The 17319-nt window shown below is 59.7% G+C and carries 17 protein-coding genes; 15 read left to right on the top strand and 2 right to left on the bottom strand.

All coding sequences use genetic code 11. The features are described from left to right. The first annotated feature begins 56 nt into the window (after window positions 1-56). Together proB and FBY01_RS17650 are read left to right on the top strand one after the other, a co-directional pair. Window positions 57-1175, top strand: coding sequence for a glutamate 5-kinase (gene proB / locus FBY01_RS17655; RefSeq protein ID WP_010467532.1), 1119 nt, complete (start codon window positions 57-59; stop codon window positions 1173-1175). 12 nt (window positions 1176-1187) lie between these two features. After that, window positions 1188-1652, top strand: a complete 465-nt coding sequence (locus FBY01_RS17650) for a CreA family protein (RefSeq protein ID WP_010467533.1) — start codon at window positions 1188-1190, stop codon at window positions 1650-1652. Window positions 1653-1836: 184 nt separating this feature from the next. Here the strand turns inward: FBY01_RS17650 and rpsT are convergent, their stop codons facing one another. Continuing rightward, window positions 1837-2115, bottom strand: a complete 279-nt coding sequence (gene rpsT, locus FBY01_RS17645) for a 30S ribosomal protein S20 (RefSeq protein WP_008154937.1) — start codon at window positions 2113-2115, stop codon at window positions 1837-1839. Between the two features lie 252 nt (window positions 2116-2367). On the opposite strand from rpsT, the gene murJ reads away from it, so the two are divergent. From murJ to ispH, 6 genes are all read left to right on the top strand, one after another. Beyond that, window positions 2368-3906 carry a murein biosynthesis integral membrane protein MurJ gene (gene murJ, locus FBY01_RS17635; RefSeq protein ID WP_145308776.1) on the top strand — a complete coding sequence of 513 codons (1539 nt, stop codon included), beginning with the start codon at window positions 2368-2370 and terminating at the stop codon, window positions 3904-3906. Between the two features lie 129 nt (window positions 3907-4035). After that, a complete protein-coding gene (gene ribF, locus FBY01_RS17630) occupies window positions 4036-4986 on the top strand; it encodes a bifunctional riboflavin kinase/FAD synthetase (protein ID WP_010467535.1) in 951 nt (316 codons plus the stop codon). Then, entirely contained in the window at window positions 4987-7818 is a 2832-nt protein-coding gene (gene ileS / locus FBY01_RS17625) for an isoleucine--tRNA ligase (RefSeq protein WP_010467536.1), read from the top strand. Next, a complete protein-coding gene (gene lspA, locus FBY01_RS17620) occupies window positions 7811-8323 on the top strand; it encodes a signal peptidase II (protein ID WP_010467537.1) in 513 nt (170 codons plus the stop codon). Before ileS ends, lspA begins: the two co-directional genes overlap by 8 nt. Window positions 8324-8330: 7 nt before the next feature. Then, entirely contained in the window at window positions 8331-8768 is a 438-nt protein-coding gene (gene fkpB, locus FBY01_RS17615) for an FKBP-type peptidyl-prolyl cis-trans isomerase (protein ID WP_010467538.1), read from the top strand. Between the two features lie 157 nt (window positions 8769-8925). Further along, entirely contained in the window at window positions 8926-9873 is a 948-nt protein-coding gene (gene ispH, locus FBY01_RS17610; RefSeq protein WP_145308774.1) for a 4-hydroxy-3-methylbut-2-enyl diphosphate reductase, read from the top strand. Here ispH and FBY01_RS17605 read toward each other — a convergent pair. Then, on the bottom strand, window positions 9842-10399 hold the full coding sequence (locus tag FBY01_RS17605; protein WP_145308772.1) for a GspH/FimT family pseudopilin: 558 nt from the start codon (window positions 10397-10399) through the stop codon (window positions 9842-9844). The genes ispH and FBY01_RS17605 overlap by 32 nt on opposite strands. Before the next feature lie 131 nt (window positions 10400-10530). Between FBY01_RS17605 and FBY01_RS17600 the strand changes: the two genes are divergently transcribed. Genes FBY01_RS17600 through thiO form a run of 7 tightly spaced genes read left to right on the top strand, consistent with a single transcriptional unit; the run spans window position 10531 to window position 17299 of the window. Then, window positions 10531-11004 (top strand): GspH/FimT family pseudopilin, encoded by a 474-nt coding sequence (locus FBY01_RS17600; RefSeq protein WP_077749393.1) that lies wholly within the window; start codon window positions 10531-10533, stop codon window positions 11002-11004. Further along, window positions 11001-11450 carry a type IV pilus modification protein PilV gene (gene pilV, locus FBY01_RS17595; RefSeq protein ID WP_077749392.1) on the top strand — a complete coding sequence of 150 codons (450 nt, stop codon included), beginning with the start codon at window positions 11001-11003 and terminating at the stop codon, window positions 11448-11450. Before FBY01_RS17600 ends, pilV begins: the two co-directional genes overlap by 4 nt. Further along, window positions 11447-12160 carry a PilW family protein gene (locus FBY01_RS17590; RefSeq protein ID WP_077749391.1) on the top strand — a complete coding sequence of 238 codons (714 nt, stop codon included), beginning with the start codon at window positions 11447-11449 and terminating at the stop codon, window positions 12158-12160. The genes pilV and FBY01_RS17590 overlap by 4 nt, the downstream gene beginning before the upstream one ends. Then, window positions 12157-12627 carry a PilX N-terminal domain-containing pilus assembly protein gene (locus tag FBY01_RS17585; RefSeq protein ID WP_042932549.1) on the top strand — a complete coding sequence of 157 codons (471 nt, stop codon included), beginning with the start codon at window positions 12157-12159 and terminating at the stop codon, window positions 12625-12627. The genes FBY01_RS17590 and FBY01_RS17585 overlap by 4 nt, the downstream gene beginning before the upstream one ends. Further along, complete coding sequence (locus FBY01_RS17580; protein WP_145308770.1) at window positions 12614-15724, top strand: pilus assembly protein; 3111 nt, start codon at window positions 12614-12616, stop codon at window positions 15722-15724. The genes FBY01_RS17585 and FBY01_RS17580 overlap by 14 nt, the downstream gene beginning before the upstream one ends. A gap of 14 nt (window positions 15725-15738) precedes the next feature. Then, the gene (locus tag FBY01_RS17575; RefSeq protein ID WP_145308768.1) at window positions 15739-16140 is read left to right on the top strand and encodes a type IV pilin protein; all 402 of its coding nucleotides are present in this window, start codon (window positions 15739-15741) and stop codon (window positions 16138-16140) included. A 58-nt stretch (window positions 16141-16198) separates the two neighbouring features. Beyond that, entirely contained in the window at window positions 16199-17299 is a 1101-nt protein-coding gene (gene thiO / locus FBY01_RS17570) for a glycine oxidase ThiO (RefSeq protein WP_010467551.1), read from the top strand. Window positions 17300-17319 lie beyond the last annotated feature (20 nt).

Below are 17319 nucleotides of genomic sequence, written 5' to 3'. Positions count from 1 at the left end.
GAATAACGTTACGGGCGGCGCTGGGTCGCGCTGCCCTCAAGCTAAGGTTGAAGATGATGCGGAGCAAGGTGACAGGTGCGCAGCGTTGGGTCGTGAAGATCGGCAGCGCTTTGCTGACGGCTGACGGCAAGGGCCTGGATCGCGCGGCAATGAGTGTCTGGGTCGAGCAGATGGTGGCTTTGCATGAGGCGGGCGTCGAACTGGTGCTGGTGTCCTCCGGGGCAGTAGCGGCGGGGATGAGTCGCCTGGGCTGGACCGTGCGACCCAGTGCAATGCACGAGCTGCAGGCCGCTGCCGCTATCGGTCAGATGGGTCTGGTGCAAGCCTGGGAGTCGAGCTTTGCCGAGCATGGCCGGCATACCGCGCAGATTCTCCTGACGCACGATGACTTGTCTGACCGCAAGCGTTACCTGAATGCCCGCAGCACCCTGCGTGCGTTGGTCGAGCTGAAAGTGATCCCGGTGATCAACGAAAACGACACCGTGGTCACCGACGAGATCCGCTTCGGCGACAACGACACCCTGGCGGCGCTGGTGGCCAACCTGGTTGAGGCTGACTTGCTGGTGATCCTTACCGATCGCGACGGCATGTTCGACGCCGATCCGCGCAACAACCCCGACGCCAACCTGATTTACGAGGCGCGTGCGGATGATCCGGCGCTGGATGCCGTCGCTGGCGGTACCGGTGGTGCGTTGGGTCGGGGCGGCATGCAGACCAAATTACGTGCCGCACGTCTGGCGGCGCGTTCCGGTGCGCACACCATCATCGTCGGTGGGCGCATTGAACGTGTGCTGGATCGCCTGAAGGCGGGCGAGCGCATCGGCACCTTGTTGTCACCTGAGCGCGGCATGCTGGCGGCGCGCAAGCAATGGCTGGCCGGTCATCTGCAGACCCGTGGCACCCTGGTGCTGGATGCGGGTGCAGTGACCGCGCTGTCCCAGGGCAACAAAAGTTTGCTGCCGGTTGGCGTCAAACTGGTTCAAGGCAGTTTCCGGCGCGGTGAAATGGTGGTGTGCGTGGCGCCGGACGGTCGTGAAATTGCCCGTGGCCTGGCCAACTACAGCGCGCTGGAAGCACAAAAAATCATCGGTCAGTCGTCTGAGGCGATTGTCGGTCTGTTGGGTTACATGGCGGAGCCGGAACTGGTTCACCGCGATAACCTGATTCTGGTCTGAAGGAATATTTGAATGCGTGTGGCAAAAGGATTGTTGGGTCTGCTGTTGGCAATGCCGCTGCTGGCTTCGGCTGAGGAGATTGGCCAAGTGTCGACGGTGTTCAAGTTCGTCGGCCCGAACGACCGTATCGTCGTCGAGGCGTTCGATGATCCGAAGGTCGAGGGCGTGACTTGCTACCTCTCGCGGGCTAAGACGGGCGGTGTGAAAGGTGGGCTGGGTTTGGCGGAAGATCGCGCTGAAGCGTCTATCGCGTGCCGTCAGGTAGGTCCGATCAGCTTCAAGGGTGAGCTGAAGGATGGCGATGAGGTGTTCAAGGAGCGCACGTCGCTGGTGTTCAAGACCATGCAGGTGGTGCGCTTCCTCGACAAGAAGCGCAATACGCTGGTGTATCTGGTCTACAGCGATCGCTTGATCGAAGGCAGCCCGCAGAATGCGGTGACGGCGATCCCGATCCTGCCGTGGACGCACGCCCAATAAGCTGGCGCAAATCGAAATGTGGGAGTGAGTCTGCTCGCGATAGCGGTGTAACAGTCGGCATCAATGTTGAGTGTTGCACCGCTATCGCGAGCAGGCCCACTCCCACATTTTTTTACGCGGCGTTTACCAAATCGCAGGCAATAAAAAACCGACCCTGAGGTCGGTTTTTCAACAAGCTTATCGCTTATGCGGCTACAGCAAGGTTCAGAGCCTTGACGTGACCGTTCAGGCGGCTCTTATGACGAGCTGCCTTGTTCTTGTGGATGATGCCTTTATCGGCCATACGGTCGATAACTGGCACAGCCAGAACGTAAGCTGCTTGAGCTTTTTCAGCGTCTTTTGCGTCGATGGCCTTAACTACATTCTTGATGTAGGTACGAACCATGGAACGCAGGCTGGCGTTGTGGCTGCGACGCTTCTCAGCCTGTTTTGCACGTTTTTTGGCGGAAGGTGTGTTGGCCACCGTCGAGCTCCTCGAAAGACTTTTTAGGAAATAGCAAACAAAATAGGCCGCGAATCATGCCGATGAGTTGATGTCTTGTCAAGGGCGGTTGAGACGTTCCGCTAAGTGGTAGGTATAAAGAGGCGGGATATTTATTTCCGGCGCTTGACCTGTAAACTCGCGAGCTTTGGCTCTGTGCTGCTGCGGCGCGGAGTATCGCATAAGTAGGCGCTTTGTTCGCCTGCTGTTTATCGACAGGCACAAACTCTTTCAATGAATCTGCTCAAATCGTTGGCCGCCGTCAGCTCTATCACGATGCTTTCCCGGATTCTGGGGTTCGTTCGTGACACCCTCATCGCACGCACATTTGGCGCCGGGATGGCGACGGACGCCTTCTTTATCGCCTTCAAACTGCCCAATCTGCTGCGAAGAATCTTCGCCGAGGGTGCCTTTTCCCAGGCATTCGTGCCGATTCTTGCTGAATACAAGAGCCAGAAGGGCGAGGAGGCGACGCGAACGTTCATCGCTTACGTGTCTGGCTTGCTGACGCTGGTACTGGCCCTGGTTACCGCGCTGGGCATCCTCGCCGCGCCGTGGGTCATCTGGGCCACCGCGCCGGGTTTTACCGATACCCCGGAAAAATTCGAGCTGACGACCGATCTGTTGCGCGTGACTTTTCCTTATATATTGTTGATCTCCCTGTCTTCATTGGCCGGTGCGGTCCTCAATACGTACAACCGATTCTCGGTGCCGGCTTTCGTGCCGACGTTGCTCAACGTCAGCATGATCGTCTTTTCGGTATTCCTCACGCCATACTTCGACCCTCCCGTCATGGCCTTGGGTTGGGCGGTACTGGTGGGTGGCCTGGCGCAGTTGCTTTATCAGCTGCCCCACCTGAAAAAGATCGGCATGCTCGTGCTGCCACGCCTGAATCTGCGTGACAGCGGTGTCTGGCGGGTGATGAAGCAGATGTTACCGGCGATTCTCGGCGTGTCAGTGAGCCAGATTTCCCTGATCATCAACACCATCTTCGCCTCGTTCCTGGTCGCCGGCTCCGTGTCGTGGATGTATTACGCCGACCGTTTGATGGAGTTGCCGTCCGGCGTACTGGGCGTAGCGTTGGGCACCATTCTGCTGCCGACCCTGGCCAAGACCTACGCCAGCAAAGATCGCCACGAATATTCGCGAATCCTCGATTGGGGCCTGCGTCTGTGCTTCGTGCTGGTGTTGCCGTGTTCTCTGGCACTGGGGATTCTGGCCGAGCCGCTGACCGTTTCGCTGTTCCAGTACGGCCAATTCAGCGCGTTTGATGCCTCCATGACACAGCGGGCGTTGATCGCTTATTCAGTCGGTTTGCTCGGGATTATCGTGATCAAAGTGCTGGCGCCGGGCTTTTATGCGCAACAAAACATCCGCACTCCGGTAAAAATCGCGATTTTCACCCTGGTCGTTACTCAGCTGTTCAACCTCGTGCTCATCGGCCCGCTGGCTCACGCCGGTCTGGCCCTGGCCATCAGCATCGGTGCCTGCATCAACGCCGGGCTATTGTTCTATCAACTGCGCAAGCAGCAGATGTATCAGCCGCAACCGGGTTGGGCCAAATTCGGCCTGAAGCTTGTGATTGCGGTGTTGGTGATGTCTGCTGTCCTGCTGGCCGGGATGCACTTCATGCCGGCCTGGGATCAGGGGCATATGCTGGAGCGGTTCCTGCGCCTGGGCGCGTTGGTCGCTGCCGGGGTGATCAGTTATTTCGGCATGCTGCTGTTGATGGGCTTTCGTTTGCGCGACTTCAATCGCAAGGCGCTGAGCTGAGGCTTGGGCCTCGATAAACATGGGCGAACCGGCAGTTTTGTCGGCTCGATTACTTTGGGTTACGGTGTTGCCTGTCGTCGGCCGCCGGGTGTGGTTATAATCGACCACTTTATGAGCAAGAAGCGCGTTATGCAGCTGGTTCGAGGCCTCCACAACCTGCGCCCCCAGCATCGGGGCTGTGTCGCCACTATTGGCAACTTTGACGGTGTTCACCGTGGCCACCAGGCTATCCTGGCGAGGCTGCGTGAGCGCGCTATCGAGTTGGGCGTGCCTAGCTGCGTGGTGATTTTCGAACCACAGCCGCGAGAGTTCTTCGCCCCGGACACGGCCCCGGCCCGTCTGGCCCGGCTGCGGGACAAACTGCAGCTGCTGGCCGACGAAGGTGTCGACCGGGTCCTGTGCCTGGCCTTCAACCACCGGCTGAGCAAGCTCAGTGCCAGTGAATTCGTCGATGCCATTCTGGTCGACGGTCTCGGCGTCCAGCACCTGGAGGTCGGTGACGACTTCCGGTTCGGCTGTGACCGGGTAGGGGATTTCGATTTCCTGCAGCAGGCTGGCATCGTTCAGGGCTTTACCGTTGAAGCGGCGCAAACCGTCGAGCTGGACGGCATTCGCGTCAGCAGCACGCAGGTCCGCAATGCCCTGGCCGCTGCCGATTTTGCCTTGGCCGAGCGGCTGCTCGGGCGTCCGTTCCAGATCACCGGGCGGGTCCTTCATGGCCAGAAGCTGGCGCGCCAACTGGGTACGCCCACCGCCAACATTCAACTCAAGCGTCGTCGCGTGCCCTTGACCGGGGTGTACCTGGTCAACGTCGATATCGACGGCAAGACCTGGCCCGGCGTCGCCAACATTGGCGTGCGGCCCACGGTACAAGGTGATGGCAAAGCCCACCTCGAAGTGCACCTTTTAGATTTTGCCGGCGATCTGTATGACCGGCGTTTGACGGTGGTTTTCCACCACAAGCTGCGTGAAGAGCAGCGTTTCGCCTCTCTGGAGGCGCTTAAGACGGCGATCAATGCGGATGTTGCCGCCGCCCGTGCCCTGTCGCACCTAGCGCCAATCGCTAATGAAGAGCCTTAAATGACCGACTATAAAGCCACGCTAAACCTTCCGGACACCGCCTTCCCAATGAAGGCCGGCCTGCCTCAGCGCGAACCGCAGATTCTGCAGCGCTGGGACAGCATTGGCCTGTACGGTAAGTTGCGCGAAATTGGCAAGGATCGTCCGAAGTTCGTACTTCATGATGGTCCTCCTTACGCCAACGGCACGATTCACATCGGTCATGCGCTGAACAAGATTCTCAAGGACATGATCATCCGCTCGAAAACCCTGTCGGGGTTCGACGCGCCTTATGTTCCGGGCTGGGATTGCCACGGTCTGCCGATCGAACACAAAGTCGAAGTGACCCATGGCAAAAACCTGGGCGCGGACAAAACCCGCGAACTGTGTCGCGCCTACGCCACCGAGCAGATCGAAGGCCAGAAATCCGAATTCATCCGTCTGGGCGTGTTGGGCGACTTCGCCAACCCGTACAAGACCATGGACTTCAAGAACGAGGCCGGTGAAATCCGCGCGCTCGCCGAAATCGTCAAGGGCGGTTTCGTGTTCAAGGGCCTGAAGCCCGTGAACTGGTGCTTCGACTGCGGTTCAGCCCTGGCTGAAGCGGAAGTCGAGTACGAAAACAAAAAGTCCTCGACCATCGACGTGGCCTTTCCGATTGCCGACGAAGCCAAGCTGGCTGCCGCTTTCGGTCTGGCGTCCCTGGCCAAACCTGCCTCGATCGTGATCTGGACTACCACCCCGTGGACCATCCCGGCCAACCAGGCGCTGAACGTTCACCCGGAATTCAACTACGCCCTGGTCGACGTCGGCGACAAACTGCTGGTGCTGGCTGAAGAGCTGGTCGAGTCGTGCCTTGCCCGCTACAGCCTGGAAGGCTCGGTCATCGCGACCACCACCGGTAAAGAACTGGAACTGATCAACTTCCGTCACCCGTTCTACGATCGCCTGTCGCCGGTTTACCTGGCCGATTACGTTGAGCTGGGCGCTGGCACCGGCGTGGTTCACTCCGCCCCGGCCTATGGCGTGGACGACTTCGTGACCTGCAAGAAGTACGGCATGGTCAACGACGACATCCTCAACCCGGTACAGAGCAACGGCGTCTACGTGACATCGCTGGAGTTCTTCGGCGGCCAGTTCATCTGGAAAGCCAACCCGGCCATCGTCGACAAACTGACCGAAGTCGGTGCGCTGCTGCACACCACCATCATCGAACACAGCTACATGCACTGCTGGCGTCACAAGACCCCGCTGATCTACCGCGCCACCGCGCAGTGGTTCATCGGCATGGATAAAGAGCCTGTCAGCGGCGACACCCTGCGCAAGCGCGCACTGAAAGCCATCGAAGAGACTCAGTTCGTCCCGGCCTGGGGCCAGGCACGTCTGCACTCGATGATCGCCAACCGTCCAGACTGGTGCATCTCCCGTCAGCGCAACTGGGGCGTGCCGATCCCGTTCTTCCTGAACAAGGAAAGCGGCGAGCTGCACCCGCGCACTGCCGAGCTGATGGAAGAAGTCGCCAAGCGTGTTGAAGTCGAAGGCATCGAAGCGTGGTTCAAGATGGACGCTGCCGAACTGCTGGGTGACGAGGCGCCGCTGTACGACAAGATCAGCGACACCTTGGACGTCTGGTTCGATTCGGGCACCACGCACTGGCACGTCCTGCGCGGTTCGCACCCGATGGGCCACGAGACCGGCCCGCGCGCCGACTTGTACCTGGAAGGTTCGGACCAACACCGTGGCTGGTTCCACTCGTCCTTGCTGACTGGTTGCGCCATCGACAACCATGCGCCGTACCGCGAGCTGCTGACCCACGGTTTCACCGTCGATGAGTCCGGTCGCAAGATGTCCAAGTCGCTGGGCAACGTGATCGCGCCGCAAAAGGTCAACGACACCCTGGGCGCCGACATCATGCGGCTGTGGGTGGCTTCCACCGATTACTCGGGTGAAATGGCGGTTTCCGAGCAGATTCTGCAACGCAGTGCGGACGCCTACCGGCGTATCCGTAACACCGCGCGCTTCCTGCTCTCCAACCTGACCGGGTTCAATCCGGCCACCGACATCCTGCCGGCCGAGGAAATGCTCGCCCTGGACCGTTGGGCCGTGGACCGCACCCTGCTGCTGCAACGCGAGTTGCAAGAGCACTACGGCGAATACCGCTTCTGGAACGTCTACTCCAAGATCCACAACTTCTGCGTGCAGGAGCTGGGCGGTTTCTACCTCGACATCATCAAGGACCGTCAGTACACCACTGGCGCCAACAGCAAGGCGCGCCGCTCGGCGCAAACTGCGCTGTACCACATCTCCGAAGCGCTGGTGCGCTGGATCGCGCCGATCCTCGCCTTCACCGCCGACGAGCTGTGGGAATACCTGCCGGGCGAGCGCAACGAATCGGTGATGCTCAACACCTGGTACGAAGGCCTGACCGAACTGCCGGACAACGTCGAACTGGGCCGCGCCTACTGGGAGCGGATCATGGCGGTGAAGGTCGCGGTCAACAAGGAAATGGAAATCCAGCGCGCGGCCAAGGCCGTCGGTGGCAACCTGCAAGCCGAGGTGACGCTGTTCGCCGAAGAAGCGCTGAGCGCCGACCTGGCCAAGCTGAGCAACGAACTGCGCTTCGTGCTGATCACCTCGACCGCCAGCGTGGCGCCTTTTGTTCAGGCACCTGCGGACGCGGTAGTCACCGAAGTCAGCGGCCTGAAGCTGAAAATCGTCAAGTCGGCCTTCGCCAAGTGCGCCCGTTGCTGGCACTGCCGTGAAGACGTCGGCGTGAACCCGGAGCATCCGGAAATCTGCGGTCGTTGCGTCGACAACATCAGCGGTGCGGGCGAGGTTCGTCATTATGCCTAACGCTGCTGGCCGTTTCGGACGGCTGAGCTGGCTCTGGTTGAGCTTGCTGGTCCTGGTCATCGACCAGGCCAGCAAGTTCTACTTCGAAGGCTCGTTGAAGATGTACCAGCAAATCGTGGTGATTCCCGATTATTTCAGCTGGACCCTGGCCTACAACACCGGCGCGGCATTCAGCTTCCTGGCCGACAGCTCCGGCTGGCAGCGCTGGTTGTTTGCCCTGATCGCCGTGGTGGTCAGTGCGGTGCTGGTGGTGTGGCTCAAGCGTCTGGGGCGCAACGAAACCTGGCTGGCCGTCGCTTTGGCGCTGGTGCTGGGCGGGGCGCTGGGCAATCTGTACGACCGCATCGCCCTGGGCCATGTGATCGACTTCATTCTGGTGCATTGGCAGAACCGCTGGTATTTCCCGGCGTTCAACTTTGCCGACAGCGCCATCAGCGTCGGGGCCGTTATGCTCGCGCTGGACATGTTCAAAAGTAAAAAGACCGGAGAAGCCGTTCATGACTGAACAGGTATTGGCTGAGCAACGCATCCGCCAGAACACGGAAGTCACTTTGCACTTTGCACTGCGCCTGGAGAACGGCGACACCGTCGACAGCACCTTCGACAAAGCCCCGGCGACCTTCCAGGTCGGCGATGGCAACCTGTTGCCAGGTTTCGAAGCAGCGCTGTTCGGCTTCAAGGCAGGCGACAAGCGCACGCTGACGATTCAGCCGGAAAACGCGTTTGGCCAGCCGAACCCGCAAAACGTGCAGATCATCCCGCGTTCGCAGTTCAAGGACATGGAACTGTCGCCGGGTTTGCTGGTGATCTTCAACGATGCGGCCAATACTGAGCTGCCTGGCGTGGTGAAGGAATTCGATGACGAGCAAGTGACCATCGACTTCAACCACCCGCTGGCCGGCAAGACATTGACCTTTGACGTAGAAATCATCAGCGTCAAATCGCTGTAACTGACCGAATGCGGTCCAATGTAGGGGCAGAGCTTGCTCGCGAAGGCGTCATCACATTCACCATCAATGTCGACTGACACACCGCTTTCGCGAGCAAGCTTCGCTGCTACAGGGATGTAATGTTCTAATTTCTTGCGCGCAAGACACGAGGCACAGCATGCAAATCAAACTCGCCAACCCCCGTGGCTTCTGCGCCGGCGTGGACCGGGCGATCGAAATCGTCAACCGCGCCCTGGAAGTCTTCGGGCCGCCTATCTATGTGCGCCACGAAGTGGTCCACAACAAATTCGTCGTCGAGGACCTGCGTGCTCGCGGGGCGATCTTCGTCGAAGAACTGGATCAGGTGCCGGACGATGTCATCTTGATCTTCAGTGCCCACGGGGTTTCCCAGGCTGTGCGTACCGAAGCCGCTGGCCGTGGCCTGAAAGTGTTCGACGCGACCTGCCCGCTGGTGACCAAGGTGCACATCGAAGTCGCGCGTTACAGCCGTGACGGCCGTGAATGCATTCTCATCGGCCACGCCGGTCACCCGGAAGTCGAAGGCACCATGGGGCAGTACGATGGCAGCAACGGTGGTGCCATCTATCTGGTTGAAGACGAGAAAGACGTCGCCGCGCTGCAGGTGGTCAATCCCGAAAAACTCGCGTTCGTGACCCAGACCACGCTGTCCATGGACGACACCAGCCGCGTGATCGACGCTCTGCGTGCACGCTTCCCGGCGATCGGTGGTCCGCGCAAGGACGATATCTGCTACGCCACGCAAAACCGTCAGGACGCCGTCAAACAACTGGCCGACGAATGTGACGTGGTCTTGGTGGTCGGCAGCCCGAACAGCTCCAACTCCAACCGCTTGCGTGAACTCGCCGAGCGCATGGCCACCCCGGCTTATCTGATCGACGGCGCCGAAGACCTGCAAAAAAGCTGGTTCGACGGTGTCGAGCGTATCGGCATCACCGCTGGCGCCTCCGCACCGGAAGTGCTGGTGCGTGGCGTGATCCAGCAGTTGCAGGCCTGGGGTGCTACCGGGGCCGATGAATTGGCGGGTCGCGAGGAGAACATCACGTTCTCCATGCCTAAAGAATTGCGCGTGCGCTCCCTGCTTTAATTTTTTTTCCTCCCGGACATAGCGCCTGCTCAGCCTTATCGCTGCGCAGGCTGACGCGACCGGTCGCGGCCAGCACCACCTGAAGCTGGCTAACCGGTTCGCGGACTGTGCAAACGTGCAGCGTCCCCGCTTGAAACGCCCGGCCAGGCATCTGTGGCTCGCCGATACGGCTGAAACGGATGTATCGTCTGACCGGCCAATTGCCAACAATCGGCACCCGAGCGCCACTCACGCGCTCAATCAGCAGCGGATTGCTGCTGTCCTCCGGCCCTTTGCCGCTGATATCCAGAATGATGCGCCAGCCCTGACCCCAGTCGTCGTTGATGCCATGAATGACGATGGTCTGATTTCGCGCGAGAGCTTCGCTTCTGGCGCTGCGAATACCACTGGCAAGAGACTTTGCCGCCGCCTCGCGATGATTCGATTCTGTAAGGGCCGCGAACGCCGGACTGACCAACAGCAGAACAATCCCGGCAATTGTCAGTCCCATGAGCAGTTCGATCAGGCTGAAACCTCGCTGATGCATGTCATCTCCCTCCGTGGAGTGCTGCGGCCCGCGCATTCCGTGCGCGAGTAATGGCAAATCAACCGCACGCCGGGCGGTCGAATGTTCTAGCGTGTAGAAGCAGGTATAGCCGACGGCAACGGAGGGCATCGATGGATCATCGTACAAAAGGTTTCACGCTGATCGAGCTGCTGGTCTCGCTCGCGGTCTTTTTGATCCTGATCACCCTGGCCGTACCGGCGTTCACCCGGTCGGTGCAAGGCACCAAGGCAGACACCGAAATCGGCGACCTGCAACGCGGCCTCAATTTCGCACGACTTGAGGCCATCGACCGGGGCGTCTCCATTCGGGTTCGTCCGATCGCTGTTGGTGGCGCCTGGACCGGTGACTTGGCGGTATATGACAGTACGAACACCCCGGCCAATGTATTGCGGGTTGTTCCAGCACTGAGCAGCGGCGCGAGTCTGACGCTACCCTCAGGAGTGACCGCCATCGATTTCAACAATCTGGGTGGTTTGTCAGCGCCAGCCACACCCGTGGTGATCAGCTATGTATTGGGGGCGCAAACCAGGACGCTGAATGTGTGTTTGAACGGACGAATTCTATTGGGTGGAAGTTGCGGATGAGGGAACGGGGCAAACATGCACAGGAGGGCATGACGCTGATCGAAGTGCTGGTCGCGTTGGTGATTCTGACCGTGGGGCTGCTGGGCGCGGCGGCGATTCAGCTCAATGCGCTGAAATACACCGACAGCTCGCGGATGACCAGCCAGGCGAGTTTTATCGCCTACGACATGATGGACCGTATCCGCGCCAATTCCGGCGCCGACTACACTGTGACGCCTCCGACGTCGGGCAACCTGAACGTCGCCCGCGATCAGGACCTCTACGACTTCACCACCAATATCGTCAATTTCGGCGGTGCGACGGCCACTGGCACCATTACGCTGAATCAGCGCGTGTACACCATCACCATCACCTGGGATGACTCGCGCGCCGCCAATATCGCCAACTCGCGCCGCAGCTTTGTCTTGACCAGTCGCGCCACGGTCGACCCGGTGGCAACTCCATGAGGCGGTCCAGCAGAGGTTTCGGGCTGATCGAGTTGTTGATTGCCCTCGCGTTGAGTTTGATTGTGGTGCTGGGCGTGGCGCAGATCTTCATCGCCGCCAAGAACACCTACATCAGCCAGAACGCCGCCGCCGCCATGCAGGAAGATGCGCGTTTTGTGCTCAGCAAGATGATTCAGGAAATCCGCATGGTCGGCATGTTTGGCTGCCTGGGGACGATCACCGATTCAAGTACAGGGGGGAGCTTCGCTGCCAGTCAGATAACGCCGATCAGCTGGGATAATGCCAACCAGAAATTGACCCTGGTGGCCGCCGATGTGGGAGCGGGTGGCGGGGCGCCAGCCTGGACAGTGGTTTCCGACTGTCGAAATACGGCGACGGCGTATACGAATCCACCGGCGCTGACATCGGGGCAGTTGGCGTTTCCGATACGGCGGCTGATCTACAGCTTCAGCAATAACAAAATCATGATGGGCTCCGGTCCCGGCACGCCGGCCCAGTTCGTACTGGTCGATAACGTCAGTGCCTTCAGCGTGCTCTTCGGCCTCGCCAATTCGGCCACCGATGTAGCCGCTTCCAGCTACAGCGCCAACCCGTCCGACCCCGCGCGAATTCGCAGTGTGCGCCTGACGATGACTCTCTACGACCCGAACAGTCGGGTTAAAAATCAAACCTTCACCGTGGTTGCCGCCTTGCGCAACAGGTTGCCATGAGGGAGGCCTCCATGACGTTTCATGCCCAGCGGGGTATGGCGCTGCTGGTCAGCCTGGTGTTTCTGCTGTTGCTGACCTTGATCGGTCTTTCATCGATGCAGAACGCCACGCTGCAGGAAAAAATGGCCGGCAGCGTGAGCTTGCGCAACCAGTCGTTCCAGGGCGCCGAAGCTGCATTACGCGTGGGAGAAAGCGCGGTGCAACTGGACAGCTATTCATTGCCGGTCTGCAGCCAGTGCGCGCCACCGTCGGACGCGTTGACGGTCACTGCCGCCGGCCCCGGTTCGACCCCCGGCGTGACCTGGATCGCCTCGGGCAAGGGCTTTTACGGGGTGCAGAATATCGGCACTACGGTCAACGCCGTGAATGTGCCGAGCAACACCTCGGCGACGCTTTACCGGGTGACCGCTGTCGGCATCGCGGGCAACTCGCGCAGCGTCGTGGAGAGTATTTATGCGAAGTACTGAAGGGCGCCGTGGCGTGTGGCAGCTGCTTTACGGCGTGGTACTGGGGCTTTACCTGTCCGCACCGGCGTATGCCTTCACGCCGTCGGATTCACCGCTGTTGAGCGGCGCAGCCGTCCCTCCGAACGTCATGCTGCTGATCGATGACTCGGGGAGCATGAACAATATCATTTGGGCGTCGGGGTTCAATCCGGCGGCCAACTATGGGCAGATCGCGATTTGCAGTTCCAACACCTCCTGTTTAAGCGGTCAGAACCTGAACATGAGTGATACCAATATTTTGCTGTCGAGCCTCAATCGCGGCGGTTGCTCGACCAACGGCAACTGGTACGGTTTTTATCGCGGCTTTCTCGGTTTGACACCCATCTGTCTGAAGCTGCCGGATCCGGTGGGCAATGAAAATACGCGCTACACCGCCGACTACCTGGCTTATCTGCTGGGGTTGGCCAACGGTTCGAGCAAGGATTTCACCACGGGCGCCAGCGCGATCCCCAATGAATACCGGATCAGCGTGGCCCAGGATGTCTCCACAAGCCTGGTCTCCAGCAATCGCTCGCTGCGTATAGGTCTTGCGACGTTCAATCCGCCTACAACCAGCAACTCCGGTGGTGGTGGCTTTATCGCCCGATCGATCAGCGATCTCTCTGCGGTGAGCGGCAGCGTCACCCAATCCCAGGCGGATACCAACTACAACAACCTGATCTCTGCCATCAACGGCTTGAGTGCCGTGGCCAATACACCGCTGGCGGAAACCTACTATGAAATAAACCGTTATTTTCGAGGCCTGGCGCCGGTCTACAACTCGACACCGGCGACTTACAGCAGCCCGATCCAGTATCGCTGCCAGAAAAACTATGGCGTGGTGATCACCGATGGCTTGCCGACCTTTGACCGGACTTTTCCGGGCACCGACCCACTGGCGGGCGCTCGCCTTCCAAACTGGGATGGCGTGAATAACGATGGCGACAACCTCAATGGTGATGGAGAAGGCGACACGCTGTATCTGGACGACATCGCCAAGTTTGGCTTCGACATCGACATGCGTTCCACGGGAACCGATCTGGCAGGCAAAAGCTGGAACGCTGGGGATTTTCCCAAGCAGAACATCAACACCTATACCGTGGGCTTCACCGCCGCGAACCAAATGCTGTCGGACGCCGCCAACTACGGACAGGGCAAGTACTACCAGGCGACCGACAGCGCAGGACTCAGCAGTGCGCTGTCCTCGGCGCTGAGCGACATTACCTCCAAGGCCGGTTCCGGTGGCAGCGGCGTCACAAGCGGCACCACCCTGGCCAGCAATTCGAGTTACTTTCAGACCATTTATGACCCCAAGGACTGGCGCGGCACGATCAAGTCCTTTGGCTTCACCTCGGCGGGTATCGTAAATACCTCTGCGACACTCTGGACCACCGACACCACGATCGTCCCAGGTGCCACAGCGCCGACTTACCAGTCCTGGAACACCCTGACCAACGCCGCAGTCACCTTGGCGTATGCCAGTTTTTCCCCGGCACAACAGACCTCCCTCAGCCAAAGCCTGCCCACCGGCATTACCGGCAGCGATCTGGTGGAGTGGAGCAAGGGCACCAACAAAACCGGGCTCAAGGTGCGTAGCGTGCTGCTCGGCGACATCATCAATTCACCCCTCGTGCTGGCGTCACCCACGGACAAGACCGCCTCTGATCTGGTGGGGGACACCACTTACAGCACCTACCTGACCACCAAAGCCTCCACCATGAGTCCCAGCCTGGTGGTGAATGCCAACGACGGGTTTGTGAATGTCATCAACTCGGCCAATGGCACCCGGCGTTATGCCTACATGCCGTCCAGCGTGTTGCCATCACTGCGCTACATCGCCGACCCGACCTACATCAACGGTGTGAGCCACAAGTTTCTGGTCGACGGTCAGGTCGGGGTGTTCGATGCCCAGTTCAGCAGCGTCTGGAAAACCCTGGCCATTGGCGGAACCGGGGCTGGCGGCAGGACTTTTTATGCGTTGCAGCTGTTCGATGCGTCAGCGGGCAACGTGTTCAAGGCGCTGTGGGAAATCAGTGCGCCGGCCACGGCCAGTACTGCGAACGCTTTCAATGATCTGGGTTATGCCTATGCACGGCCGGAAGTGGCACGCTTGGCCGACGGTCGCTGGGCCGCGTTCATTTCCAACGGTTATGGCAGTAACTCCGGAGTGGCGGCGTTGTACGTGGTGGACGTTCGTGACGGCTCGTTGATCAAGAAAATCGTGGTCGACAGCGCCGACACCAACAATGGCCTGTCGTCGGTGAAGCTCAGGGTCAACTCGCAGAATGTGGTGCAGGCCGCCTATGGTGGCGACCTGAAAGGGCGGTTATGGAAGTTCGATTTGAGCGCTACCGCCCCCGACTCCTGGGGCGTGGCATTCTCCGGCAAGCCGCTGTTTACCACGGCGGGCGGTGCCACTCAGCCCATTACTGTGCAGCCGTTACTGGCGGACAATTCATTGGGCGGCAAGGAAGTGTTTTTCGGCACCGGCAAATTCAACGAGACTGCCGACAAGACCAACAAGGATTTGCAGGCGTTCTACGCGGTGTGGGATGCGGAAGGCGGCGCGGGTCAGATCACCGTGTCCAGTTTGCAGGCACAAGCGGTGACCGGTGTGTTCTCGGGCAGCACCGGACAGTTCATCACCACCAGCCAGAACGACGTGACCTATCCGGGGGAGAAGGGCTGGTACTTGCCGCTGGTGTACAACAGCGTGTTGACGGGGGAGCGGGTGATCAATCAGGCCAGCCTGGTGCTGGGACGGATCGTCTTTACCACGGCGAGTGTGGACACCACTGACCCGTGTGCCAGCTTTGGTACCGGCAAACTGGTCGAACTGGATGCGTTCAGCGGTAAGATGCTCAATTATGCGGTGCTCGACACCAATAACGACGGGACGGTCGACAGCACGGACACGGTGTCCAGCGGAGTGATTTTCACCGGTGGCATCCCGACCCTGAACGCCATCGTCAACGGCGCGACCCGCAAGGTCGTGAACGATTCCAGTGGCGGCATCAGCACCCTGGTGGAAAAATCTGGCGGCGGCAGCCGTCGCATCATGTGGCGACAAATACAGTAAGTGAGAGTGAAGGAATGCGTAGATCCAACCGAGGTTTCACCCTGATCGAAATCATGATCGTGATTGCGATCATCGGGATCGTCATCACCATTGGTGCCCCGAGCCTCACCGAGTACGTGAAAAAGGGCCGCCGCACCGAAGTGGCCGGGCTGCTCTCCGAGCAGGCACAGATCCTTGAGCGGTTCTACTCGAAGAACAATGTCTATACCGCTGCCACCGGACTGAGCGCCGGCAACGATTTTTACACCATCACCCCGACCCTGGCCGATCAAACCTTTTTGCTGACGGCAACGCGCAAGACCGGCGCTGCAATGGCGACTGACAAGTGCGGGGATTTCACCCTCACCAACACCGGCGTCAGAAGCATGGTCAATGCGACGTCCGGGTTGGTGACCAAAGATTGCTGGGGTCGCTGAGTTCCTTTTTCGGGCGCCTTTTTTGCGCCCTCTGTCTATTTACCGGTTGGATCAGAACATGAGCAGGCAACAGCAAGTGGTGATTGTCGGCGGCGGCGTGATTGGGCTGCTGACGGCGTTCAATCTCGCATCCGAAGTGCAAAGTGTTGTGTTGCTGGATCGTTCGAGCGTGGGGCAGGAATCGTCATGGGCCGGTGGCGGGATTGTTTCCCCGCTCTATCCATGGCGCTACAGTCCGGCAGTCACCGCGCTGGCGCATTGGTCCCAGGATTTTTATCCGCAGCTCGGTGAGCGACTGTTCGCCGCAACCGGGGTTGATCCCGAAGTGCATACCACCGGCCTTTACTGGCTGGATCTGGATGACGAGGCCGAGGCGTTGGCCTGGGCCGAGCGGGAAAACCGTCCGTTGCGGGCTGTGGATATCTCGGCGGCACACGATGCCGTACCAGTGCTGGGCCCCGGGTTTTCCCGGGCGATCTATATGGCTGATGTGGCCAACGTGCGTAATCCACGGCTGGTAAAGTCCCTGAAGGCTGCATTGTTGGCGCTGCCGAACGTGACGATTCGTGAGCAGTGCGAAGTCAGCGGGTTTATTCGCGAAGGCGACAGGGTTGTCGGCGTGCAGACTTCGGTGGGCCCCATACACGGTGATCAGGTGGTCCTGACGGCTGGCGCCTGGAGTGGTGACTTGCTCAAGAGTCTGGACCTTGAGTTGCCGGTCGAGCCGGTCAAAGGGCAGATGATTCTGTACAAATGCGCAGCGGACTTCCTGCCGAGCATGGTGCTGGCCAAGGGGCGTTATGCGATTCCCCGGCGCGACGGACACATTCTGATAGGCAGTACGCTGGAGCATGAAGGCTACGACAAGACGCCGACCGACTCGGCGCTGGAGAGTCTGAAGGCATCAGCGGTAGAGTTGATTCCTGCGCTGGCAGAGGCCGAAGTGGTGGGGCATTGGGCTGGATTGCGCCCGGGTTCGCCGGAGGGTATTCCCTACATTGGCCGAGTGCCGGGGTTCGATGGACTTTGGCTCAACTGCGGGCATTACCGTAACGGGCTGGTACTGGCGCCGGCGTCGTGTCAGTTGTTTGCGGATGTGATGTTGGGCAGGGCGCCGATTATTGATCCTGCGCCGTATGCGCCGACCGGGCGGATCTGACAGCAAGATTCTTTATTGCC

This window comes from Pseudomonas sp. SJZ077, assembly GCF_007993905.1.
GTDB lineage: Bacteria > Pseudomonadota > Gammaproteobacteria > Pseudomonadales > Pseudomonadaceae > Aquipseudomonas > Aquipseudomonas mandelii.
Note: the sequence above shows the minus strand (reverse complement) of the source record. Positions and strands in the feature narration are given on the sequence as shown.